The organism is Mycobacterium florentinum (genome assembly GCF_010730355.1).
GTDB lineage: Bacteria > Actinomycetota > Actinomycetes > Mycobacteriales > Mycobacteriaceae > Mycobacterium > Mycobacterium florentinum.
Genome location: NZ_AP022576.1, coordinates 4,806,893 through 4,830,313, shown reverse-complemented (window position 1 = coordinate 4,830,313; position 23,421 = coordinate 4,806,893). Strand labels below are relative to the sequence as shown.

19 protein-coding genes are annotated in these 23,421 nt (G+C 67.3%); 8 read left to right on the top strand and 11 right to left on the bottom strand.

The genetic code is table 11. From position 1 onward, the window contains the following. Window positions 1-2 precede the first annotated feature (2 nt). The gene (locus G6N55_RS23010) at window positions 3-1,046 is read left to right on the top strand and encodes a glycosyltransferase family 4 protein (RefSeq protein ID WP_085219892.1); all 1,044 of its coding nucleotides are present in this window, start codon (window positions 3-5) and stop codon (window positions 1,044-1,046) included. Between the two features lie 6 nt (window positions 1,047-1,052). Here the strand turns inward: G6N55_RS23010 and G6N55_RS23005 are convergent, their stop codons facing one another. Next, window positions 1,053-1,592, bottom strand: coding sequence for a glycosyltransferase (locus G6N55_RS23005; protein ID WP_085219757.1), 540 nt, complete (start codon window positions 1,590-1,592; stop codon window positions 1,053-1,055). Beyond that, window positions 1,589-2,044, bottom strand: a complete 456-nt coding sequence (locus tag G6N55_RS23000; protein WP_085219758.1) for a glycosyltransferase family protein — start codon at window positions 2,042-2,044, stop codon at window positions 1,589-1,591. Before G6N55_RS23000 ends, G6N55_RS23005 begins: the two co-directional genes overlap by 4 nt. A 251-nt stretch (window positions 2,045-2,295) precedes the next feature. On the opposite strand from G6N55_RS23000, the gene G6N55_RS22995 reads away from it, so the two are divergent. Both G6N55_RS22995 and G6N55_RS22990 read left to right on the top strand, forming a co-directional pair. Beyond that, window positions 2,296-3,411 (top strand): Gfo/Idh/MocA family protein, encoded by a 1,116-nt coding sequence (locus tag G6N55_RS22995; RefSeq protein ID WP_085219759.1) that lies wholly within the window; start codon window positions 2,296-2,298, stop codon window positions 3,409-3,411. After that, the gene (locus G6N55_RS22990) at window positions 3,408-4,283 is read left to right on the top strand and encodes a hypothetical protein (RefSeq protein ID WP_085219760.1); all 876 of its coding nucleotides are present in this window, start codon (window positions 3,408-3,410) and stop codon (window positions 4,281-4,283) included. Before G6N55_RS22995 ends, G6N55_RS22990 begins: the two co-directional genes overlap by 4 nt. Window positions 4,284-4,308: 25 nt before the next feature. On the opposite strand, the gene G6N55_RS22985 is transcribed toward G6N55_RS22990, so the two are convergent. The 8 genes from G6N55_RS22985 to G6N55_RS22950 form a co-directional block, all read right to left on the bottom strand. Further along, entirely contained in the window at window positions 4,309-6,006 is a 1,698-nt protein-coding gene (locus tag G6N55_RS22985) for an FAD-dependent oxidoreductase (protein ID WP_085219761.1), read from the bottom strand. Further along, entirely contained in the window at window positions 6,003-6,929 is a 927-nt protein-coding gene (locus tag G6N55_RS22980; RefSeq protein WP_085219893.1) for an aldo/keto reductase, read from the bottom strand. The genes G6N55_RS22985 and G6N55_RS22980 overlap by 4 nt, the downstream gene beginning before the upstream one ends. Before the next feature lie 16 nt (window positions 6,930-6,945). Beyond that, a complete protein-coding gene (locus tag G6N55_RS22975) occupies window positions 6,946-7,959 on the bottom strand; it encodes a glycosyltransferase family 4 protein (RefSeq protein WP_085219762.1) in 1,014 nt (337 codons plus the stop codon). A 123-nt stretch (window positions 7,960-8,082) separates the two neighbouring features. After that, window positions 8,083-9,552, bottom strand: coding sequence for an O-antigen ligase family protein (locus tag G6N55_RS22970; RefSeq protein ID WP_085219763.1), 1,470 nt, complete (start codon window positions 9,550-9,552; stop codon window positions 8,083-8,085). Then, entirely contained in the window at window positions 9,549-10,997 is a 1,449-nt protein-coding gene (locus G6N55_RS22965) for a chain-length determining protein (protein ID WP_085219764.1), read from the bottom strand. The genes G6N55_RS22970 and G6N55_RS22965 overlap by 4 nt, the downstream gene beginning before the upstream one ends. 170 nt (window positions 10,998-11,167) lie before the next feature. Further along, complete coding sequence (locus tag G6N55_RS22960; protein ID WP_085219765.1) at window positions 11,168-12,817, bottom strand: hypothetical protein; 1,650 nt, start codon at window positions 12,815-12,817, stop codon at window positions 11,168-11,170. Between the two features lie 33 nt (window positions 12,818-12,850). Further along, window positions 12,851-14,713 carry a putative bifunctional diguanylate cyclase/phosphodiesterase gene (locus tag G6N55_RS22955; protein ID WP_085219766.1) on the bottom strand — a complete coding sequence of 621 codons (1,863 nt, stop codon included), beginning with the start codon at window positions 14,711-14,713 and terminating at the stop codon, window positions 12,851-12,853. A gap of 132 nt (window positions 14,714-14,845) precedes the next feature. Continuing rightward, entirely contained in the window at window positions 14,846-16,402 is a 1,557-nt protein-coding gene (locus G6N55_RS22950; RefSeq protein ID WP_085219767.1) for a hypothetical protein, read from the bottom strand. 267 nt (window positions 16,403-16,669) lie between these two features. Here G6N55_RS22950 and G6N55_RS22945 point away from each other — a divergent pair, with 267 nt between their 5' ends. From G6N55_RS22945 to G6N55_RS22930, 4 genes are all read left to right on the top strand, one after another. Then, window positions 16,670-17,464: an FkbM family methyltransferase gene (locus tag G6N55_RS22945; RefSeq protein WP_085219768.1), complete on the top strand. Its 795-nt coding sequence runs from the start codon at window positions 16,670-16,672 to the stop codon at window positions 17,462-17,464. Window positions 17,465-17,590: 126 nt separating this feature from the next. After that, entirely contained in the window at window positions 17,591-18,769 is a 1,179-nt protein-coding gene (locus G6N55_RS22940; protein ID WP_085219894.1) for an NAD(P)/FAD-dependent oxidoreductase, read from the top strand. After that, entirely contained in the window at window positions 18,766-19,659 is an 894-nt protein-coding gene (locus G6N55_RS22935; protein WP_085219769.1) for an RNA polymerase sigma-70 factor, read from the top strand. Before G6N55_RS22940 ends, G6N55_RS22935 begins: the two co-directional genes overlap by 4 nt. Window positions 19,660-19,709: 50 nt before the next feature. Then, on the top strand, window positions 19,710-20,957 hold the full coding sequence (locus tag G6N55_RS22930) for an aminodeoxychorismate synthase component I (RefSeq protein WP_085219770.1): 1,248 nt from the start codon (window positions 19,710-19,712) through the stop codon (window positions 20,955-20,957). Here G6N55_RS22930 and rsmI read toward each other — a convergent pair. After that, window positions 20,954-21,793 carry a 16S rRNA (cytidine(1402)-2'-O)-methyltransferase gene (rsmI, locus tag G6N55_RS22925; RefSeq protein ID WP_085219895.1) on the bottom strand — a complete coding sequence of 280 codons (840 nt, stop codon included), beginning with the start codon at window positions 21,791-21,793 and terminating at the stop codon, window positions 20,954-20,956. The two genes, G6N55_RS22930 and rsmI, sit on opposite strands and share 4 nt — an antisense overlap. Before the next feature lie 25 nt (window positions 21,794-21,818). Here rsmI and G6N55_RS22920 point away from each other — a divergent pair, with 25 nt between their 5' ends. After that, window positions 21,819-23,375 (top strand): dolichyl-phosphate-mannose--protein mannosyltransferase, encoded by a 1,557-nt coding sequence (locus G6N55_RS22920; RefSeq protein WP_085219771.1) that lies wholly within the window; start codon window positions 21,819-21,821, stop codon window positions 23,373-23,375. Window positions 23,376-23,421 lie beyond the last annotated feature (46 nt).

Sequence of the window (23,421 nt, the reverse complement as noted above, 5' to 3'; positions counted from 1 at the left end):
GGGTGCTTTGGCTTTCGCCTTGGACACGCCCGGCGGTACGCGTGCAGTCCGAAGCGCTGATTCGCCATGGCGCCGAGGTGTTGCTGGTGACCTCGGACCAGCACCCGGAATCGGACGCCGCCCGTGACTACGAACTGGTGCTCGATCCGCGGTTCAAGACCGCCGCGACCTGGCTGCCAACCCTGAAGGCCTGGCGGCAAATCCGGGCCTTCCGGCCCGACGTCGTCATCGCCGAGCTGGTTCGCGATCCGCGCTGGATCGCGCTGGCCGGGCGGGTACCACGCATCCAGGTGGTGCACGACGACCGGCCGCACGACCCCGACGAGCAGCGGCCGGCCTACGAGACAGCGGTTTTCGATCGCTGGGGCGCCCGCTCCGCGGCCACCATCACCTACAGCAATTTTGTCGCCACCGCGGTCGCGAACAACCGCGACGTCGCCGGCACGCCCGTGCACGTGGTGCCGCTCGCCAGCGATGTCGACCTGCCCCGGATCCCCCCGTTCGTCGGGCCCGAAGCGCGCCGCGACTTCGTCCTGTTCGGCCGGCTCAACCCGTACAAGAACGTCGACGTGGTGCTCGCCGCGTGGCAGCGCCACGTCGTCGGGGGCGGCTGGCGCGGCGACAACCTGGTCCTGATCGGCAACGGGTCACTGGACGCCGCCGCTCTGCCCAAACACGTGCGCTGGCGTACCGGCAGCTTCCGCTATGCCGATGTCATCCCCACCCTGGCCGCCGCAAAGGGTTCGGTCTCCCACTACCGGCGTGCCTCCCAGAGCGGGGTGCAGGTGCTCTCCATGCAGCTGGGCGTCATGCCGATCGTGTCGACGGCCGGAGCGCTGCCCGAATACCAGCCGCCGGGCTGCACCCCCATCGATGTCGACGACGTTGCCGGGCTCGCCGCCGCCTTCGACCTGCTGGCCGACCCCGCCGTCGCCGCGCGGCTCGGAGCGGAAGCGGCGCGTTACTACGAGCAGCGGTGCGCAGTCGACATCGTCGCGGAGCGCTTCCTGGACGTCATCGCCGAGGTGTTGGCCCCTCGGCGCTGAGTTACGTCAGCGACGGCGGGGGCCGAGTGCACGAAGGCCGCGCCGACCGTTGCTCCGCCCACCGCCAAGCCCTTGCCAGTACGTCTCTAGCCACCCGGTGAGCTCGCGAGCCCGGCCGAGCGCCTCGGCCGGCGCCGACATCGACCGCGCCGCGGCGATGGCCGCGGGCAGCTCCTCCATCTCCCGGGCCACGGTCGCGAGCCCGCCCGCCTCCAGCTTCTCGGCGAACGGCAGCTGGTGCTCGTCGACGTGCTCGCCCAGCGACGAGCGCCGGGGCACCAGCACCGGGTGCTTGCCCTGCTCGATGCACGACAGCGCCGATCCGGCGCCGGCATGCGTGACGGCCACGCAGGCTCGCCGAATTTGCTCGCAGAGGTCTCCGAAGGAGAGGAAGCGCTCGAACCGGGCGTGGCGCGGCTCGTACTTACAGGTGCCGAGCTGCACGAAAAAATCGTCCTCGACCGCGCCGGTGCGCGCCAGCTCGTCGACCGCGCGCGCCAGCCGGTCGAACGGATGCACCTCCATCCCCATGATCACGAAGATCACACGACCCTCCCGTGATATTCGGTGCGGGGAATCTGGTCGACCAATTCGGGCCACTGCACCAGGAATCGGGAGGCGAAAGGTTTCACCATCCGCGCGGTGAGCGACAACCCGGTGATGCGGGTGATGGATTCGACGAAGACGGTCGGGATCCGCAGAAACCACGCCAGCCACAGGAAGGGCGCGGCCACGCCGGAACCGGTGGTCAAGATCATCGCGGGCCGGTGGCGGGTCAGAAGACGCAGCGCCAACACCAGATTGCGAAGCAGGTTGGGCACATTGCGGACGGTGGGATGTGCCGCCCAGTACACCTCATGCTCGTCGCGCAGCAGATAGCGAGCATCGGCTGTCCCGAAACTGACCCAGTACCGGTCCTTGTCTTGCCAGAACTCCCGCAGACAGAACATCTCGTAGATGTGCCCGCCGGACGACGCGATGAGGAGCAGGCGGCCCATGTCTACCGTCACCTCCGGCGCTCGCGACCAAGCTCTGCCGCATCAAGTCGGCGTCGAGCTGCTAGACGAGAAGATTAACGCCCGTCGCGGCCAAAGCGATCGACGAGATCGCCGGGGGCGGCGACCGACCGGATGCTAGCGTCCTCGTTGTTGGCTTGAGCTCGCCAAAGCAGCAATCATCGCGTGGCTCGACGGCGGAGCCGGGTGCATCGGCAATGCGGGACTCAAAACATGACTGAGAGGCGCAGACGATGATCCGAACGGCCATAGTCGGCCTGGGGAAGATGGGGTTGTCGCACCTTGCGATACTTCGTCCGCACCCAGACCTCGACGTGGTTGGCATCTGCGATTCGGCCGGCTATGTGCGCAATGTCCTCGGCAAGTACACCGGCCTCTCGTGCTACGACGATTTCGATCGGATGCTGGCGGAGTCGAAGCCCGAAGCGGTGGTCGTTGCCGTCCCGTCGAGGCTGCACGCGCCGATCGTCGAGAAGGCACTGCGGTCCGGGGCGCATGTGTTCTGCGAGAAGCCGTTCGTCCTCGATGTGCGGGATGGCGAGCGCTTGGTGGCCTTGGCGGAAAGCAGTCAACTCGTCACTCAGGTCGGCTACCACTATCGGTTTGTCGGCGCGTTCCAAGAGGCGGCACGGATCGTCGCGTCGGGCGCGCTCGGGCGCGCACACCACGTGCGCACGGAGGCATACGGCCCGGTCGTCCTGCGCGAAAAAGGCAGCACGTGGCGCGGGGTGAAGGCCGAAGGCGGTGGCGCCCTTTACGACTACGCGTGCCACGCCATTGACTTGATGAATTTCATTGCCGGCGTTCCCGATTCGGTCGACGGAGTCGTCCGTCATAGCGTTTTCTCCCGCGACGTCGACGACGAGGTCTACTGCACGATGCGCTACGCAGGCGGCGCAAGCGGCCAGCTGTGCGTGAACTGGAGCGACGAGAGCTTCCGCAAGATGTCGACCAAGGTCTCGGTATGGGGGACAAACGGCCGCGTGATCGCCGATCGGCAGGAGTGCCAGATCTATCTGCGCGAGGCACACGCCGCGCTCCCCGAATTCGCACCCGGGTGGACGGTCCGGTACACCACCGACCTCACCGACGAGGTCTGGTATTACCTTCGCGGCGAGGAGTATTCGGCGCAGATCGACTATTTCGCCGAGAGCGTCGCGAAGAACAGGCTAGACGGCGAGAACACATTTCGTTCGGCGCTCGACGTCGATCGCGTGGTCGACATGATCACCGGCGCCGCACTCGGCACGGGTTCCGCGCCGCCCCCGCAGCGCAAGGCCCCACGCGGCACCCGCCGCCGCGAGTTCCTGGCTCGTATCCGCAGACTCGCAACCGCGGAGGCATCGTGACCATGGACCGTGTGCTGTTCGGAGACAATCAATTTTTCGGCGTCAACCATATGTCCGAGGAAAAGGCGCGCGCGCAGGCGATTCGCTTCCAGCACCTCCCGGCTGTGCTCGCGACGCTCGACGACGCTTATCGGGAAGGCATCCGCACGTTCGTCTGCACGACCCATGATCGTGTTGGCGAAATCTGTGATCATTTCCGCGCCAACGAGATTGAATACCCGGATTACGTCTTTTACCCATGCATGCCGTATGCGCACAAGTATGCGAATGCGGTGACCGAGTACGGGATGATAGAGGCGCTCCGGAAGTTTTTGCCGGACAGCGGGGCCGTGAGGTCGATGTTCAAGGGCGGCGTTGCTCTCGCCAGCAAGGACGTGGAGCCGTTGATGCAGCTGCTGGTCGATGCCGAGATGAAGATGTTCGCCGGACTTTCGACGCCCGTCATCTTCCTTCAGAACGTCGTGACGGACCTGCTCCTCGGACTCGGAATGGACGAGACCTTCCGACTGTTCGCCGACCACGTCAGGCTGAAGTACAACGCCGAGCCGGGCTTCATCACGATGAACCTGCCGCGCCTCCTCGACGTGCTGGACAGGCAAGGGATCGAGAACCCGATCATCTGCACTAATTTCAACAAGATCGGCTTCCGGATGTGCGGCGGCATAGAGCTTTACGAGAAGACAATCCGCGAACGCCGGTGCCGGGTGATCGCGATGTCGGTCTTCGCCTCAGGTGCGATCCGGCCACGCGAGGCGATCGACTACGTCTGCAGACAGCCGCAGATCCACTCGATCGTCTTTGGCGCGTCCAGCCGCACGAACATCCGGGAGACGAAGTCCCTGATCGACGAACTCTGGCGGGCGCCGACGTGATTCCCCGGCCCGTGCGCGCGTGTTGTCATCCTGAATCCGAAGGCCCGCAACCCTTTCGAGCGGCTGCGAGGCGCTCCGCAAGCCGGACACCCAGCGCGATCCCGAGCAGGGTCGGGTTGGCCTGGCTGGATGTCGGCAGGACGGACGTGGCCGCTACGTAGAGTCCGCGCACGCCGTGGACCTGCAGCTGTGCGTCTACGACGCCGCCCTCCGGGGTTTTCGACATCCGAGTGGTTCCGGACTGGTGGAAACCGGCCCGTTGCGCCATGTAGGCGCGTACGGCGCCCTCGACGTCGTCGGTGAGCCACTCCACGTATCCGACACCGTGGCGGCGAAGGTGCTCGTCGATCAAGACGATGGCCTTGCGCACGCTCTGGTAGTCGGCGTCGGAGAAGTGCATGCGGGTGCGAATCCGGCGCATGCCGACGGCGTCTCGTTCGTCGGTGAGCTCAACTCGACTCTCCCAGTGGGCAACCTGCTCGCCGTGGTAGTGCAGAGGATATCGATTGTCGGCGCTCTTCACGAAAAAGCCCGGCGCCTTCCGGCCCCTGCGGACGAACCGGGCGTAGCAAAACGCGACCGCAAACCAAATCGATGGGAACAGGTCTCGCACGATATTGCGCAGGTGCGCGCGAATCTGTGGCGTGGCGTCGGTCTTGGTGTGCGCCTCCCGAATCGCCTCCGCGAGCAGGAACCGGCCGACCGGAGATATCAGGGTGAGGTAGACGCCCGACAGAATCCCACTTCGATGATCGGGATCGCTGATCGGCGGATTCACCAGCCAGACAGCGGAATTCGGCATCCCGGATTCGCGCTGTCGTTCGGGATCGATGGTAAAGCGTCGGCGAACGTACACCCCGTCGTTGTCCCGCTCATGTGAATAGATGACCTCGTCCGTCGTTAAATGCACGCACGCGACCCGGGCCTCGACGTGACCCATGTACCACCGTCCGAGGTGCCCGCCCGCATTTCCCAGCCCACCGGGATGATGGCCGTCGGACACCAGCAGCAGACGGGTTGCCTCCAAACCACCGGTCGCGATGACGTAGTCCACCGCCACGAATGTCCCCTGGCGGCCGTCGAGTGTCTTGACCACGAGGTGGTCGACGGAATCGCCGGCTTCGCTCGTCACGATTTCGGTGCACGTGAGGCCGGTCCACACAGTAATACCGGGGGTGTCGCGCAACGCGGTCCGGTATTCGCGGCCGAAACGCGTTGGCAACGCCCAGCGCTCGAGATCGGTCGTGCGCACCACACCGTCGGGAAGCCCCGCGATCATGTCCCGATGCGCAAGCTCGGGGATGTCGCGCGCATTGAATGCCGCCTGACCGCACGCCGCCCAATCGCAGGCCCTCTGCAGGTACGGCTCGACATCCCGGTACCCGATCGGCCAGGGCGCCTGGGCGGTGATCGGCCGGTCCTCGAAATCGACGGGGTCGAACTTGACACAACGCCCACCCCAGAGGGCGGTCGTTCCTCCCACTTGCCGACGGACCGTGAGCTCACTACGCGAATGGAAGTAGTCGTCCTGCCGCGAATCGAAAGTCGCCAAATCCTGCGCCGCGCGCTGCCAATGCTCGCGACCGCTTTCGATCAGCGCGACCTCGACGCCCGATCTCGCGAGTTCCAGCGCCGTCGCGATGCCGATCGGACCCGCCCCGACGATCACCACATCGGTCTGGATCGTCGTGCCATCGCCGAACTCCCCCGGGCCACGAATCACGCGGAAGCACCCACCCGAAACTCCTTGACCAGAGCGAGGAATCGCGTCAAGATCTCCGGGTCCAGTGGTGCGCAGACCGCGCTGGCCGCATCGGCGACCCGCTGCGGTTTGGTGGTGCTGTACAGGATCGCGCGGCAACCCGTAGCGGAGAGCGAACACCCGAGGATCAACTTCGCGAGCACGCCTGGCGCCAGCGGGTCAATCTGGAGCGTGTCGCGCCAACGTCTCGCCAATCGCGCGTCCGCTGACAGCGCCCCGGACAGCCTCGCGTGCGGCGCGTTCAGTACGCCGAACGCCAGGTCGGCAGGCCGCGGCGAAGGATCGAGCACGTCACTGCGGAGTTGGCTGACTTCCTCGGGCGCGAACGCGCGCGCGAAATCTACTTCGAGCCCCTCCTCTTGGGACACGCCCCACGCGCGAATCTTGCCCTGCTGGCGGGCACGCTCGAAAAATTCGCGGAGTTGGTCGCTGGCCACCGTGTCCCCGGGGCGCGGGGCATGAACGAACAAGATGTCAACGTGGTCGACGCCGAGTGCCCCGAGACTCTGGTCAAGGCTGCGCGCCGCGATGGCGTGATCGTAGAGCCGGGCGGTCGTCGACGGGTCCTGCTGCCGCTTGACGGCACGCCGGAGCGCCGGAGCCTTTCGCAGTAGCGCCCGCGCCGGAGCCTGAAATCGGCTGAGACGCCGAGCCGCGCCGCCGACATCGATGCCGAACTTGGTAGCGATGGTCACAGCGTCACGATCCACCGTGCGCAAGAACCTCCCCAATTCCGCCTCGGCCATCCCCAAGCCGTACATCCGCGCGGTGTCGAAGTGGGTGATCCCGCTGTCAACCGCGCTGGCGAGTACGGCCATCCGCTCCTTGCGGAACGGCGACTGCATCAGGCTGCCGCATCCGAAGCCGACCGCACTCACCGTCAGCTGCGGTCCCTGAAGTTCAACTCGTTTCAATGCGACATCCCTCGTAAATCCGGCGGAGCTCCGGTCCGATGACTTCGGGGCTGCGGGTCGCCGCAACGTGAGCCTGACCTCGGAGTCCATCACGTTCGGCCAATTCGGGATCGCGCAGGTAGCGGCCGATGGCGGCCGCCAATGCGGGCACATCACCAACGGGTACGAGCATGCCGGGGTCGGACGCAATCTGCGCTGTGCCGCCCACTGGGGTCGCCACGAACGGCCGCGCGCCGGCAAGGGACTCGGTGAGGATCATCGGCATTCCTTCGGCGGATGACGGGAGTGCAACCACTCGAACCGCCCGGAGCAGATCACGGACACCATCCGGGGGGATCGGAGCCTCAACGGAAAGGCGCTCGGTTGGCGGCGGAGCGTAGTCGTCGACGGGTCCGACTATCCGGCATTGCCCCTCAATGCCCTCGGCGAGAAGCAGCCGCCAGGCCGCGACAAGCCGGTCGACGCCTTTGCGGCGCCCGATGGTGCCAGCAAAAAGCACCACCGGTGGCGTCGAGCTGGCGCGGGGCGCGTCTCGATCAATCACGATCGGGTTGGCCACGACGGAGGTTGACACCGCCGGCGCCACCTCTGCCACAGCGCTGCGTGCCTCCTCCGATAGGAGGATCACATGGTCCGCATGCTTCAACGTGGCCGCCACGAAGCGGGGACGTGATCTGGCGAACTCGGGAAAGTCGGGGCCGTGGAGGGTGACGACAATCCTCAAGCCCCGAGCGCTGGCCAGGCGGATCATCGGTCCTTCGCGCAACCAGGCTCCCCCATTGGAGATGTGGAAATGCACGATGGTCGTGCGGCGCACGGTGGTCAGCGCAACCGCCGCGCGTGCCATCAGAAGCAGGTTCCGCAGGTGGTTCCGGCCGCTCCACGTCGACAGAACACGGATGTCGTCCGCGCCAATCTTGTTGTCGCAGAGGACTCGGATCACCGACTGCGTCCCGCCGATGCTGTACATGTCGGGCCCCACATGAATGACTGCGATCATTTTCCGCCAAGTGCGGCCGCGCAGACCCGAGGCCGACGGGTGTGCGCACGGAAGTCCCTCAGCAAACCGGCCATACGGTCAAGATAAACCAGGCCGAGAGCCAACCGGGTGACGCTCGCGCAATCAGCTGGGCGTCGCGGTCAGGGCCGGCGCCTGCTCGACGCCGACCTGACGGTCATCCTGGGCCCTGCGCCGCAAGCCGGCGTACCCCATCGCGGTACCCAGGGCCAGACCCAGTCCCAGGGCGTCCATCGGCATCTCCGGCAACGGCCACACGGCGGATATCGCCAGGAGGCCGGCGCTGACCGCCGCACTGATTTTCGCCGGCGCCGACGCACAACGCAGCGCCAGGATCACCGGCGTGAGCGCGAACAACGCGAACACCGCCATGCCCACCGCCCCGGCCTTGGCCAACCACCACAGGTAGAAGTTGTGGGAATAGGCGGGGTAGAGCGTCAAATGGAACTCGTCGTTCCCGGTCGGCGGTTGATAGGGGTAGCCCAGGCCATGGCCGAACACCGGGGCCGCGGCAATGGTCTCCTTGAGCAGATTGATTTCCCGCAGTCGTTCCAGCGCCGAATCGTCCACGGCGAGCGCACTTTCCGTAACGCCGCCCAGCACCCGCTGATTGAACGCCGCGAACTGATCGGCGAGCCATGCCCCGGACTTGGAACGTTGCAGCAAAAACAGCGACCCCGGCACCGCCGCCGCGATGGCGGCCACGGCGACGGCGAGAGCGGCGGCCGTCCGGCGCAGGGCCGCCCAGCTCAAAGTGCCGAGGAGGGCGATGCCGCCGGCTACTGCCATGGCGATAAGTGTGTTGCGGGAGAAGGAGAGCAGCGAAATGAGCAACGCCGGGGGGCCCAACGCGAAATAGACCGCAGGTTTGACCCGGCCGACGACCGCCGCAGCGACCAGCCCGCTCAGCACGGCGGTGGCCGGCGTTTGGGTGGACACGATGATGCGCAGGGCCTGGCCCGCGCCCGTCGTATCTTCCAGGCTTTCCGCACGCCCGGCCAGCCGGACCGCGTGCAACGAACTCACCACTGCCATGGCCGCCGAAAACCACAGGACCACCATCATCACGCGCATCGAAAATGCGAGGTAACCGCCGTAGACGACGCACAACGCCAGGATGAACCCAACCACCATTTCGAGCATGGTTTGGGATTCGCGCATCACCACTAGGGGGAGTTGTCCCGTCGCGAGCCCGGTGACGGTGGAAGCCAGCACCACGAGCACGAGGAGTCCGGGCAATCGGAAATCTCGGAACCGCAGTCGCACGACCGGGAGCAGGTAGCAGATCGCGAGCACCGCGGCCACTTGATAGGCAAAGATCGTCACGGGGCCAAGAACTTTGCCTACGTGCAATCCTTCGGGCAGTGCCGCGAACGACCCGAACAGCGTGACCGCGACCATCCCCTCGGGTTTCACCCAGTAGACGACCACGCAGAACAATACGGCGGTGAGCACCACTCCCTCGGTGGTCCGGCGAACCGAGAGCACGCCGAACAGGAAGCACCCCATCACGAACAGACCCAGCAGAGCCGCAGCCACTACCAGGCGATCGCGATTCCGCAGGTAGAAAATCACGCCGACCCGCTGAGCTTTCCACGGTATGCGCGCGCGGCGGCCCGGCTGTGCACCGACGGCTTGGCACCGGTCAGCACGGTTCCGACGACGCGCGCGCCGGCGGCGCGCAACGCGGCCAGCGCGTCGGTGAGTTCGTCGACGGTGGTCCGATTGGCGCGCACGACCAGCACCGTGGCCTGAACCGCGCCGGCCAGCAGACCGGAATCGGCGGTGGCGAGCACCGGCGGCCCGTCGACCACCGTCTGGCCGAACCGCGACGACAGGTTCGCCAGCACGCTGTCGATCACGTCCGGCGTGAACGCGCTGACGGGCACGCCCTCGCCGCGCCGACCGGACCGGGCCGCGAGAAGGAACAGCCTCGAGATCGGGGTCTGGCGCACCGCTTGCACGGCGATGCCGGGGTCGGCCAGCGCATGCGCCAACCCCTCCCCCGATTCGACACTGAGCAGACCCGCGACCACGGGCCGCCGGGTGTCGCCCTCGACGAGCAGCACGTCTTGGCCGAGTTCGGTGAATGCCCGCGACAGGTTCAGCACCGTCGTCGTGGTTCCCTCCCCGCCGAACGGCGCCGCAACCAACACCCGGCGGGCATCGGGTCCCATGGCCCGGCTCAGCCGGGTACGCAGGCCGCGGACCGCGTCGTCGAATGCGATGTCGGTGCCGAATTTCGGTGCGGTGCCGCGCTTTCCGGGCAGCTCACCCAACGTCGGCAGGCCCGAGAGCTCTTCCAGCTTCTCGCGGGTGCGCACGGTGCGGTCGCTGGCCTCGCGGGTCAGCGCCACCGCGATGGCCAGCAGCACACCGGCGACAACGCCGATCGCCATGTTGCGCATCGGCACGGGCGAGACCGGAATGCGCGATATCCGGGGCGGCTCCACCACCTTCGCGTGGGCGATCGGGAACGGCTTGCCCGTCGGTCCCAGCGGTCCCAGCGGTCCTGGCGCTCCGGGGGTTCCCGGGGCTCCGGGAGCGTCGGGCGGCGTCGCGGTCGTGTCGGCCGGCCGCGGGTTGCCGGCCAGCGTTGGTACGAGCGCACTGAACTGATCCGCCATCGCGCCGGCCAGCGCGGCGGCGCGGCCCGGATCGGTATCTTTGACGCTGATCGTGAACAGCAGCGATTTCGCGGTGTATTTCACCTGGGTTTGACTGAGCACCTCGTCGGCGCTGATGGGGAGTTGCAGCTGAGTGACCGCGCGCTCTGCCACAGTGCGTCCACCGGCGATCTGCGCATACGACGACAGCCGTTCTTGTGCGGCCACCGTGCCGCTGTACACCTCGTTGAGGTCGGTAGCGCCGGTAAACGAGATGAGGACGGTGGCCGACGACTGATAGTGCTTGTTCTGCACCGCCGTGACGAACGCGGCACCGAGGGTACACATCAGCAGCGCAGTCAGGGCGAGCTTCCAGTGCGCCGTCATAATCCGGACAAAAGTACGGAAATCCATCGAACCAATACCCTTCTAACAGCGCGACTGGCCTAGAGCATCCATTCGGTCTCCGAAACACCCGCTGCGCAAACCCAACGCTCATTATGCAGCATCGTCAAATCGGATCCGACCGTCCGCCCTGGCAGGGGCGGATTCGCGTGGGTTCGCCGACGCACCCTACGCGCGATTCACTGCCGAGGGGTGGAAGTGAGCACCTCGCGCGGTATGTCGACCGTCGCGACGGGATACCACCCGGTTCCGTCCCGCCCATCGCGGGCCAACCGCATCGGCGGGTAGTTCACGACGTGGGATGCATTGGGTTTGTGCTGTTGCCAGGTGGCACCCGCCTGCAGGGTGTAATTCCCGGGCGGCAGGCTCCCGATATCCACGGTCACGGTTTCGTCGGCCGACGCCGGGGCGGGTTCGTCGCCGGAGTTGTCCCCGCGGACCAGGGACTTCAGGTTGACGGTCGCGGGCATTTCCCGGATCACCGCGCCCGTGAAGTCCACCAGCCGGTAGCCGGGAACCCATTTTTCGCCGGCGGCGGCGGAGCCGTAGTTGGTCCAGGTGACACCGATCGTCGCTTCCCCGTCGTGGAACGTTTGCGATCCCCCGTGCGCTTGGACCGAATACCGATAACCCGCGACGACATTGGCCCTCGCCCACAGCAGGTATAACGCCGGGTCCATCGGACTACTCGAATCCACGGCCGGGAAGTTGAAGCTCGACGTCATCGACACGTGGTACTTGACGACGTCGCGCAGGCCCTTTTCGTAATAGGACTTCGGATCGGTTCCGTCGGGCAACTGGCACCATTCGGTAATCACCAGTGCCGAGGCCATCCGGTCTTTCAGTTGGCCGACGACCGGGTCCTTCACCTTCAAATACTGCGAACCTTCTCGTTCGGCCCAGGCAGGCAGGGGCGCCTGGACGCCAAGGCAGTCCGCACGGATACCTACCGGCGCGGACAATTTCTTCGTGACGTCGTCGGCGAGCAGCTCCCGCACGATCTCCGGGTTCAGCGCCGTCGTCACCAATTGGGTATGGGGGAACGCGCTTACATGCGCGGCAACGAGCTGCCGAATGGATGCGGCGGTGATGGTCTGGTCACGAAACTGGCTGTAATAGCCCAGCTTTGCCACGCTTTCGTCAGGAGCCGGGCCCGGCGCACCCAGCGTGTCACGTTGGTAGGAGATGTGGTTCTCGCTGAAGTCTCCGTAACCGGAGAACTCGAACACGCTCAGCCGCTCGTCGCCGTCGTAACGACGACCCAGCGCGGCGAGCAGCTGGCCGAACGCGTCCAGGTACTGAGGGTCGTTCCAATTCGGAACGACATGCGTCACTCCGGTCGTCCACCAATAGCGTTGTGGCCCAGTATAATTGGCGGCCAGCGGCCACATGAAGTCGGGAATCGCGATGTTGGTGTTGTTCGGATACCAAGAGTTGCAACACGAGTTGTAGGCGACCACGCGAAGGGTGAGCCGCATGTTTTGGCCGGCGAGTTTCGCGAGCGCGTCGTCGATAACGCTGAAGTCGAACTTGCGGTCGTCGGGGGCGTCGGGGGGCAGCCGGGCCGGATCGACCGGCTGCAGCTGGCGCCAGGTGACACGCAAACTGGCGTCGTAGGACGCCGGCCACGCAGGGTACCGGTGCTGGGCGGGGTTGCCCTGTGGGAACAGCGGCATCAGGAGATCTTCGTACTGGCCGCGCAGCGGGTTCGGCACCTCCTGCACGTTCAACGGGATCGCCGGACTGACAACCGCGCTCAGCGGTTCATGGCCACTCGACTTGCTGCATCCGCTCAAGACCAGCGCCGCGCACGCCACAACGGCCGCCATGCATTTGCTCGCTCTTCGGATCACGTTGCGATGCTAGATTACGCCCTGCGACAAGGCCTCACGATCGGCCAGGAACGGCATCGGCATCCAGCGCGCCGAAAATAATGCCTCCATCGCGTCGCCCGGGACGGGCCTCGACAGCAAGAATCCTTGCGCGCGGTGGCAGCCGTGTTGCATCAAAGTCAGTGCGGCAGCGGGTGTCTCGACTCCCTCGGCGACGACTTGCAGACCGAACGCCTCGGCGAGCCCGATGATGGCGCGAACGATGGCCAGGTCGCCGGCATTGTTACCCAGGTCCCGGACGAATCCGGCGTCGATCTTCAGCATGTCGACCGGCAGCGACTTCAGATGTGACAGCACCGCATAGCCGGTGCCGAAGTCGTCGACGGCCAGCTGCACCCCGACCTCTTTGAGCTCCTCGAGAGTATTGCGGGTGGTCTCGATGTCGTGCACGACGGCGCGCTCGGTGATCTCCAGGCACAACGATGCGGCGTCGATGCCGAACTCTTCGATCGTCTCGGCGACACTGCGCACGAAGCCGCGGGTGATCAGTTGCACCGGTGACACATTGACACGCAGGATCGCGCCCTGCCCCACTCCGTTGGCACGCCACCGGCTGAACTCGGCGCAGGCGGTGCGCATCACCCAGCGGCCCAGCTCGCCGGCCAGGTTGGTCGATTCGGCCACGCCGATGAACGCGTCCGGCAGCAGCAGTCCCCAGATCGGGTGCCGCCAGCGGACCAGCGCCTCGGCGGCGACCACCGCGCCGGTCCACAGGTCGACCTCGGGAAGATAATGCAGCAGCAGCGCCTCGCTGCCGATATCGCCCTGCAGATGCAGCTCAATGTCGTTGCGGAAGGCGCTTTTCAGCGACATGTCATCGGTGAACACCGCGATCTGGTTGCCGCCGGCCCGCTTGGCGGTGAGCACCGCCTCGTCGGCGCGGCGCAACAGTGCGGTGCAGTTGTCGCGCTCCGGCATGCCGACCGCCAGCCCGATGCTGACGGTGCGGCTGATCATGTGACCGCCGATGGCCAGGCGCTCGCAGAGCATTTTCGACAAGCGACGGGCGAACGACTCCGCGGTCTCCGGCGACATCGACTGGTCGGGTACGACGACGAACTCGTCGCCACCCAGCCGGGCGATCATCGCCTGACCGCCGGCGCAGGCCTGAATGCGTTGCGCGAAGACCCTGATGAACCAGTCGCCCGCGGTATGGCCCAGATAGTCGTTGATCGGCTTCAACCGGTCGAGGTCGAGATACAGCACCGCGACGGGTCCCGGCTTGCCGGCGGCGAGCCGCTCGGACAGGTGGGCGACCAGCGCCCGCCGGTTGTACAAGCCGGTCAGATCGTCGTGCTCGGCCAGGTAGCGAAGCTTCTCCTCGGCCGCAAGACGTGCTTGTAGCTGCGCGAACAGTGCGGCGATCGCTTCGAGCGTGTTGACCTCGGTTTGCTTCCACTTCCGGATGCCGAACCTGACGAAGCCGAGCACGCCGGTCGTCACTTCGCCCGAGACCAGCGGTGCGGCCACCACCGAAGGCGTCACCGGTTGCTTGGGCCCCGTCAGCACACGCCACCACGAACCGCGCTGACGGGGCGATATCAGGACCGGCTTGCCGCCCTGCTCGCCCGGGTCAAGCAGCGGATCGACGGTGGCGGCTTCGATAGCGGCCAGCGGATCCGCATCCGTGACCTCGGTTCGCGGTGGCCACTCCGCGACCAGCACCGAGGCCCGGGAAGACTCGTCGCGGTGGCGCAAAAAGGCGGTATCCAAATCGAACTGCTCGACGAGCTGAGCGAGGACCTTTTGGCTCACCTCAGCCGCGGTGGCCGCGGTCGCGTCCACCAGCTGGTTGGCGACGGAGGTTACGACCAGGTCCAGGCTGCGCGGCATCCAGACCTCCGTTGTGGGGCGCATGTCCCGGTCGAGCGACCAGATTTGAGCAGGTCACGGATCATATTAGTCAGAGAACCGTATCATGCACGGCACGTTTTCTCCGGTCGAACGAACGCCGTCGGTGGCGTGTCAACCGTTGGTTGAGTTCGTGTTGTCGCGCGGGATGTCAAGGGTTGCAATCGGGTACAGGCCGGAGCCGTCACGCCCGTCGCGGGCCAGTGCCATCGGGCCGTAGTTCACCACGTGCGACGCACCCGGCTTGTGCTGTTGCCAATCCACCGAGGCGCGCAGCGTGTAGTGCCCCGGCACCAGCCCGGACAGGTCGACGTGCACGGTCTCGGTAGCCGACGCGGGGACCGCCTCGTCGCGCGACGGGCTGGAATCGTCGTGCACCAATGTCTTGAGGTTGACCGTGGCCGGCAGCGTGCGTACCACCGCACCGGTGTAATCCACCAGCTTGTAGTTGGGCGCCCACTGCTCGGTGGTAGCGGCCGCGCCGTAGTTCGTCCACTCCACCGAGATGGCCGCCACTTTGCCCTGAATCGATTGCGATCCCGGCTTCGCATCCACCGAATACCGGTATCCGGCAGCCGCATTGGCCTGCGCCCACAACGCGTACAGCTTCGGGTCCATCGCCGATGTCGAATCCCGGTCCGGGAAGTTCGCGCTCGCCGTCATCGACACGTGGTACTTGACGACGTCGTGCAGGCCCTTTTCGTAGTAGCCCTTGGAGTCGGCCCCACCGGGCAGGGAGCACCATTCGGTGATCACCGGAGCCGAGCGCAGCCGCTGCTTGATCGCGTTGACGATCGCATCGTTGTTGCGGACGTACCGGGAGTCACCGGACTCGGCCCAACCGGGCAACGGCGACTGGACGCCCAGGCAATCCGAGCGGACACCCACCGGAGCCGACAGCTTCTTGGTGACGTCGTCGGAGAACAGTTCGCGCACGATCTCCGGGTTCTGCGGCGCCACCACCAATTGGGTGTGACCGAAGGCGTTGACGTTGGCCGCGACCAGCTGCCGGATCGACGCGGCGCTGATGCCCTGGTCCCGAAATTGGGTGTATCCGGCGAACTCGAAGACGCTGAGCCGCTCGTCCCCGTCATAGCGGCGGCCCAGCGCCGCGAGCAGCTGGCCGAACTCGTCGAGGTAGCGCGGGTCGTCCCAGTTCGGCACCGCCTGCGGCACGCCGGGACTGTTCGGCGGCGGCGGGAAGCTGGTGGTCACCGGCCGCGCCCATTCGGGGACGGCGATGCCCGTGCCGTTCGGGTCGGAGCTGTAGGAGTAAACGCGCAGGGCAAGCCGCATGCTACGGCTGGCCAGCTTGTTCAGCGCGTCGTCGATCGCGCTGAAGTCGAACTTGCGATCGTCGGGCGCATCGGGGGGCAGCGTGGCCGGATCGGTGGGCTGCAACTGCCGCCACGAGATACTCATGCTGGCGTCATACGACGCGGGCCACGCCGGGTAGCGCTGCTGCGCGGGATTGCCTTGCGGGAAAAGCGGATTCATCAAGTCTTCGTACTGCCCGCGCAGCGGGTTGGGGATGTCGGCGACGCCGGGCGGGATGGCCGGACTGACCATGGCCGACAACGGCCCGGGGGTGACGTGACCGCCGCAGGCGCTCAACACGAGCGCCGCGCAGGCGCCAACCGCCGCCGCGCCTCGCCTCAGTGTCCGGACCATCGTTGCGATGCTAGAGGGATGCGCGCCCCGGTGTGAGCGGCGGCTCCGCCGCAGCGACCCAGATTCAGCGATACGGCTCACAATCGTGGGCCTGGTAGTCACGGCCTGGCCGAGTTGCCGTGGTGCTGGTGAGCAGGCGTTGCCACGCGTAAACATTGGCCTACGCTGCTTCGACTAGGCTGACGCCTGACAAATTGCTGGCCACCCGCGGCGGCCCGGTCCCGTCGAGCCTGCGGTCGCCAGAAGACCGCACTGGAGACTCAAGAAATGCCCGTCGCACGCTCGGCCAAACGTTGGCTCGTGCCGGCGGCAAAGGCCATCGCCCCACAACTGTTCTGGCGGCGGAAGTATCGCGCCATGCAACGTCTGGGCCAATCTCGCCCGGACGTGCAGCTGGCGGCGTCGTTGTGCGATCCCAACCGGGTCTCCCTGGATATCGGTGCCGACGTCGGCGAGTTCACGGTCGCGATGTTGGCGGGGTCGCGGGCGGTCATCGCATTCGAGCCGCGGCCTGCCCAGGCCCGCGCCCTGGCGTCGATGTTCGACGCGGTAGGCGCGGAGGTCCGGGTGGAAGCGGTGGCGCTATCGGACAAACCCGGCGTGCTGCCCATGCGGGTGGTCGAGTCCGAGCCCGGTCGCAGCACGATCGACACCGACAACAGCCTCGGCGACGTGGACGGCGGCGAGATTCAAAGCATCGACGTGCCAGTCAAACGGCTCGATGATCTGCACCTGGACGACGTGGGCCTGATCAAGATCGACGTGGAAGGCCACGAACTGGCAGTACTGCGCGGCGCCACCGACACCCTCACCCGCAACCGGCCAACGGTTGTCGTGGAAGCCGAGGAACGCCATCACCCCGACGCCGTAGCCGCGATCACCAGGCTGTTGACCGGGCTCGGCTACGCGGGTTACTTCGACCTCGATGACGCTCGGCGGCCGATAGCAGAGTTCGACCCGGCACGTCATCAGAACCCGGCAAACGTCGGCAGCCGCGAGAACGGCTGGGCGGCCCGCGGCACCTACGTCAACAACTTCACCTTCTTTCCCGAGGACTCTTAGGCGCAGGTTCGGGCCGCCGAGCTGTGAGCGTCGGTGATACAGCTCACAATCCCGACCGAATTGTCACGCCTGGCCGCGCTGCGGTGTCTCAAGGGCACACGTCCCGAAGAGAATAAGGAGACAGCAATGAGCAACACTCGTGTGGTCGTCATCGGCGGTGGATACGCCGGCACTTTGGCGGCCAATCGCCTGCGGCAGCGGCCGGACCTCGAGGTCACCCTGGTGAATCCCCGTCCGGTCTTCGTCGAACGAATCCGCTTGCACCAGCTGGTCGCCGACACCGGCGCCGCGACCGCCGACTACGGCACGCTGCTCGGTGAGGGCATCCAGCTCGTCGTCGACGCCGTCGAGCGGATCGACACCGCCGACCGGCGGCTGCTGCTGACCTCCGGCACCGCGCTGGCCTACGACTACCTGATCTACGCGGTCGGCAGTACGGGCGTGGTGCCCGCCCAGGACGCGGTGCCCGGCGCCGCCGAATTCGCCCACTCGATCTGCGATCTGGAAAGTGCGCAGCGGCTGCGTTATGCACTCGCCGACCTGCCGCTGAACGCACCAGTCACCGTGGTCGGTGGCGGGTTGACGGGTATCGAAACGGCGTCCGAGCTGGCCGAGCAGGGTCGTCCGGTGACGCTGGTGTGCGGTGGCACCCTCGGGACGTCGCTGAGCAAACGGGGCCGCCGTTCGGTGGCCAAGCAACTGCGCCGGCTCGAGGTCACCATCGCCGAAACGGTCGCCGTCAGCGAGGTCCGCTGGGACAGCGTGGTGCTCAGCGACGGCGCGGTGCTGCCCAGCGCGGCAACCGTGTGGACCGCCGGTTTCACCGTGCCGGACCTGGCCACCCGCAGCGGGCTGCGCACCGACGAGTTGGGCAGGCTGCTCACCGACGAGACGCTGACCAGCGTCGACGACGACCGCATCGTCGCCGCGGGTGACGCCGCCGCCCCGTCCGGCCAGCCGTTGCGGATGAGTTGCCAGGCCGCCGAGCCGCTGGGCGCCCAGGCCGCCGAAACCGTGCTCGCCCGCATCGCCGGGCAGACCCCTGCGGCGCTCAAGCAGGCGTTCGTCGGCCAATGCATCAGCATCGGCCGCAGCCGCGGCACGCTGCAGTTCGCCCGCACCGACGACACCCCGGTGAACCTGGCGCTGGGCGGCCGCACCACCGCCGCGATCAAGGAGAGAATCTGTCGGGGCACGCTGTGGGCCATTCGGCGCGAGGCCGCCAAGCCGGGCTCGTACTTCTGGCTCAAGGGCGGTAACCGGCCCGCTCAACCGGCCGCCGACGAGCAGGTCGCGATCAAATGATCGCGACCGGCGAGCACGCGGAACGGTTCACGCTGCTGCGCCCGTTGCTGTTCACCATCGCCTACGAAATCCTGGGCTCGGCCACCGAGGCCGACGACGTATTGCAGGACAGCTATCTGCGGTGGGCGGACGTCGACCTGTCGGCGGTGCACGACACCAAGTCGTACCTGGCCCGGCTGGTGACCCGTCAGGCGCTCAACGCGCTGCGGGCCGGCGCCCGTCGCCGCGAGGAGTACGTCGGGCCGTGGCTGCCCGAGCCGCTGCTGCTCGACGACCACGACCCGTCAACCGATGTCGTTCTGGCCGAATCGGTTTCGATGGCCATGCTGGTGCTGCTGGAGACGCTGAGCCCCGACGAGCGGGCGGTGTTCGTGCTGCGCGAGGTGTTCGGTTTCGACTACGCCGAGATCGCCGACGCGGTGGGTAAACCGGCGCCGACCGTCCGCCAGGTCGCGCACCGGGCCCGCGAACACGTCCAGGCACGCCGCAAGCGCTTCGACACGGACCCGGCGCGCAACGCCGAGATCACCGCGCAGTTCCTGGCCACCGCGGCCAGCGGCGACGTGGAAGGGCTGATGGCGATGCTGGCCCCGGATGCGACCTGGATGGCCGACAGCGGGGGCAAGGTGTCCGCGGCCCGGCGGCCGGTGGTCGGCGCCGACAAGGTGGCCAGGGCCGTGGCCGGGCTGATGCGCAAGGCCGCGGCCGTGCTGCGCGCGGAAATGGTGAATTGCAACAACGCCCCGGCGGTGCTGCTCTACCTCGGCGACCAGCTCGAGGGGGTCATCACGCTGGAGATCGACGGCGACAAGATCACCAACTTCTACGTGATGCGAAACCCGGACAAACTGGTCGCCCTGGGGACCGCCCGCGATATCAGCCGGGGCTGAGCGCCGGAGGTCTGGGGTGCGAATAGTCACCCTTCTGTCAAGCTAGGGCAGTGCGAATCGACCGGCTCGGCAACCTCGGCGAGGCACCCGGTGTGCTGCGCGCGATCGGTGATGCCACCCGCCGGCTCGGGTTGCCCCCGCCCGCCGCGCTGACCGGCGAATGGTTCGGTGCGCTGGCGATCATCGCGCCGAGCCTGGCAGTGCGTCCGGTGGATACCGCGGATGCGTTCGCCGTCCCCCAGGGCTCGCACACCGACCGGTCCCCCGCGCTGGGCGGCGGCTGGGTGGGCTACCTGTCCTATCCGGACGCCGGCGCCGACGGACGGCCGCATCGCATCCCCGAGGCCGCCGGCGGCTGGACCGACTGCGTGCTGCGCCGCGACCGGGACGGACAGTGGTGGTACGAGAGCCTGTCCGGGGCGGCGATGCCGGAGTGGCTAACCGCCGCCCTGGCCGCGACGCCGGGACCGGCGCGCGAGTGCCGGATCAATTGGGGCGTGGCCGACCGGGAGGCGCACCGCGGCGCCGTGCTGGCCTGCCTGGAGGCGATTCGCGCCGGCGAGGTCTACCAGGCGTGCGTGTGCACCCGGTTCACCGGGACGGTCGCCGGGTCCTCGCTGGACTTCTTCATCGACGGCATCGCGCGCACCTCGCCGGCCCGCGCGGCCTATGTCGAGGGCCGTTGGGGTGCGGTCGCGTCGCTGTCGCCCGAGCTGTTCCTGCGCCGCCACGGCGCGGCCGTGATGTCGAGCCCGATCAAGGGCACCCTGCCCCTGGACGCCTGGCCGTCGGCGCTGCGCGCCTCGCCGAAAGAGGTGGCCGAGAACATCATGATCGTCGACCTGGTGCGCAACGACCTGGGCCGGGTGGCGGTCACCGGGACCGTCAAGGTGCCCGAGCTGCTGGTGGTGCGGCGCGCGCCCGGGGTGTGGCATCTGGTGTCGACGGTGGCGGCGCAGGTGCCCGTCGAGCTGCCCACCTCGACGCTGCTGGACGCCGCCTTCCCGCCGGCCTCGGTCACCGGCACCCCCAAACACCGTGCCCGCCAATTGATTTCGCAGTGGGAATCACATCGTCGCGGGATATATTGCGGCACAGTCGGTTTGGCGTCGCCGATCGCTGGCTGCGAGCTCAACGTCGCGATCCGCACCGTGGAGTTCGACGCCGCCGGCACCGCGGTGCTGGGCGTCGGCGGCGGGATCACCGCCGATTCGAACCCCGACGCCGAATGGGAGGAATGCCTGCACAAGGCCGCCCCCGTCGTCGGGGTGCCGTGCACCGCGGCCGCGGCCGGTTAGTCCTCGCGACGCGCGGCCAGCACCTCGTCGTAGAGCTGACGCGAGCGCACACCCGGATGCGCCGCGGCCACCTCGTTGCAGGCGTCCTTGACGCGAACCCCGCCGGCGACCAGCTCCTGCACGCGGGCCACCAGCGATGCCACATCGGCGGGCGGGCTCGCGCCGGCCAGCACGACCGTGATCTCGCCGAGCACGCCGTCGGCCGCCCAGGCCGCCAGCTCCTGCAGCGTTCCGCGCACCACTTCCTCGTGCACCTTGGTCAGCTCACGGCAGATCGCCGCTTGGCGGTCGCCACCGAGCTGTTCGACGGCATCGAGCAGACACGCCGCCAGCCGGCGCGGCGACTCGAAGAACACGCAGGTGCGCCGCTCGCCGGCCAGCGAGGCCAGCCAGGTCTTGCGCGCCCCGCTCTTGCGCGGCGCGAAGCCCTCGAAGCAGAACTTCTCCGACGGCAGACCGGACACCGCCAGCGCGGTCGTCACCGCGGACGGCCCGGGCAAGCACGTCACCGCGACGCCGGCGTCGACGCACGCCGCAACCATCCGGTAGCCCGGGTCGCTGATCAGCGGCATTCCGGCGTCGCTGACCACCAGCACCGTCGCACCGGCCTTGATCTCGTCGACCAGCGCCGGCACGCGGGTGGCCTCCACCTGGTCGAACATGCTGACCACCCGGCCGCTGATGCGGACGTCGAGCGCTTTGGCGAGCGTTCGCACCCGCCGGGTGTCCTCGGCCGCCACCACATCGGCCTCGCCCAGCGCCTTGATCAGCCGCGGGGAGGCATCCGACGGCTGGCCCAGCGGGGTCGCACCGAGCAATAGGCGACCGTGAGACATGACGGACAGCCTACGATCGACACCGATGTCCGCCCCGCCCAGCGAAGCCTCCGTCACCGCGGAAGAGCGCGTCGTGCCCGTGGTCAGCCCGGGACCGTTGATTCCGGTCGCGGACTTCGGACCGATCGACACCATCCGCGGCTGGGTGGTCACCGGCATCATCACGCTGCTCGCGGCGATCACCCGATTCGTCAACCTGGGCTCGCCGACCGACGCCGGCACCCCCATCTTCGACGAGAAGCATTACGCGCCGCAGGCGTGGCAGGCGCTGCACAACCACGGCGTGGAGGACAACCCCGGGTTCGGCCTGGTGGTCCACCCGCCGGTCGGCAAGCAGCTGATCGCGATCGGCGAGGCGATCTTCGGCTACAACGGGGTGGGTTGGCGGTTCACCGGCGCGCTGCTCGGCGTCGTGATGGTGCTGCTGGTGATGCGGATCGTGCGCCGGATCAGCCGCTCGACGCTGGTGGGCGCGATCGCCGGGGTGCTGTGCATCTGCGACGGCGTCAGCTTCGTGGCCGCCCGCACCGCGCTGCTCGACGGCATCCTCGTCTTCTTCGTCGTCGCGGCATTCGGCGCGCTGATCGTCGACCGCGACGAGGTGCGCCGGCGAATGCACGTCGCGCTGCTCGAAGGCCGCAACGCCGCGACCGAATGGGGTCCGCGGCTGGGTGTGCGCTGGTGGCGGTTCCTGGCCGGCGTCATGCTCGGATTGGCTTGCGGGACAAAGTGGTCCGGCCTCTATTTCGTGGTGTTCTTCGGGGCGATGTCGCTGGCGTTCGACGTGGCCGCGAGGCGGCAGTACCAGGTGAACCGGCCCTGGCTGGGCACGCTGCGCCGCGACCTGGTCCCCACCGGGTACGCGCTGGGGTTGATCCCGATCGCGATCTATCTGGCCAGCTACGCGCCGTGGTTCGCGTCCGAGACCGCGATCGACCGCCACGAGGTGGGCCAGACGATCGGCCCGCAGAGTGACTTCCCGGTGCCCGACGCGCTGCGCTCGCTGTGGCACTACAGCGCGAAAGCGCTGCAATTCCATGCGGGCCTGACCAATTCGGCCGGCAACTACCACCCGTGGGAATCCAAGCCGTGGAGCTGGCCGATGTCGCTGCGGCCGGTGCTGTACGCGATCGATCAGCAGAACGTCAGCGGCTGCGGGGCGCAGTCGTGCGTGAAGGCAGAGATGCTGGTCGGTACGCCCGCGATGTGGTGGCTGGCGGTGCCGGTGCTGCTGTACGCGTGCTGGAGAGCGTTCGTCCGGCGGGATTGGCGTTACGCCGTCGTGCTCGTCGGCTACTGCGCCGGGTGGCTGCCGTGGTTCGCCGACATCGACCGGCAGATGTACTTCTTCTACGCCGCGACGATGGCGCCGTTCCTGGTGATGGGCATCGCGTTGATCTGCGGCGACATTTTGTATCGCCCGGGCCAAAGCCCGGAGCGCCGAACGCTGGGACTCATGATCGTGAGCTTTTATGTCGCCTTGGTGGTGACCAACTTCGCCTGGCTGTTCCCGGTGCTGACCGGTCTGCCTATCTCGCAGCAGACCTGGGACATGGAGATCTGGCTGCCCAGCTGGCGCTGACGTTTGCGTCGAAATTGCCTCGCGAGATCGGAACCGCGCGTACGGT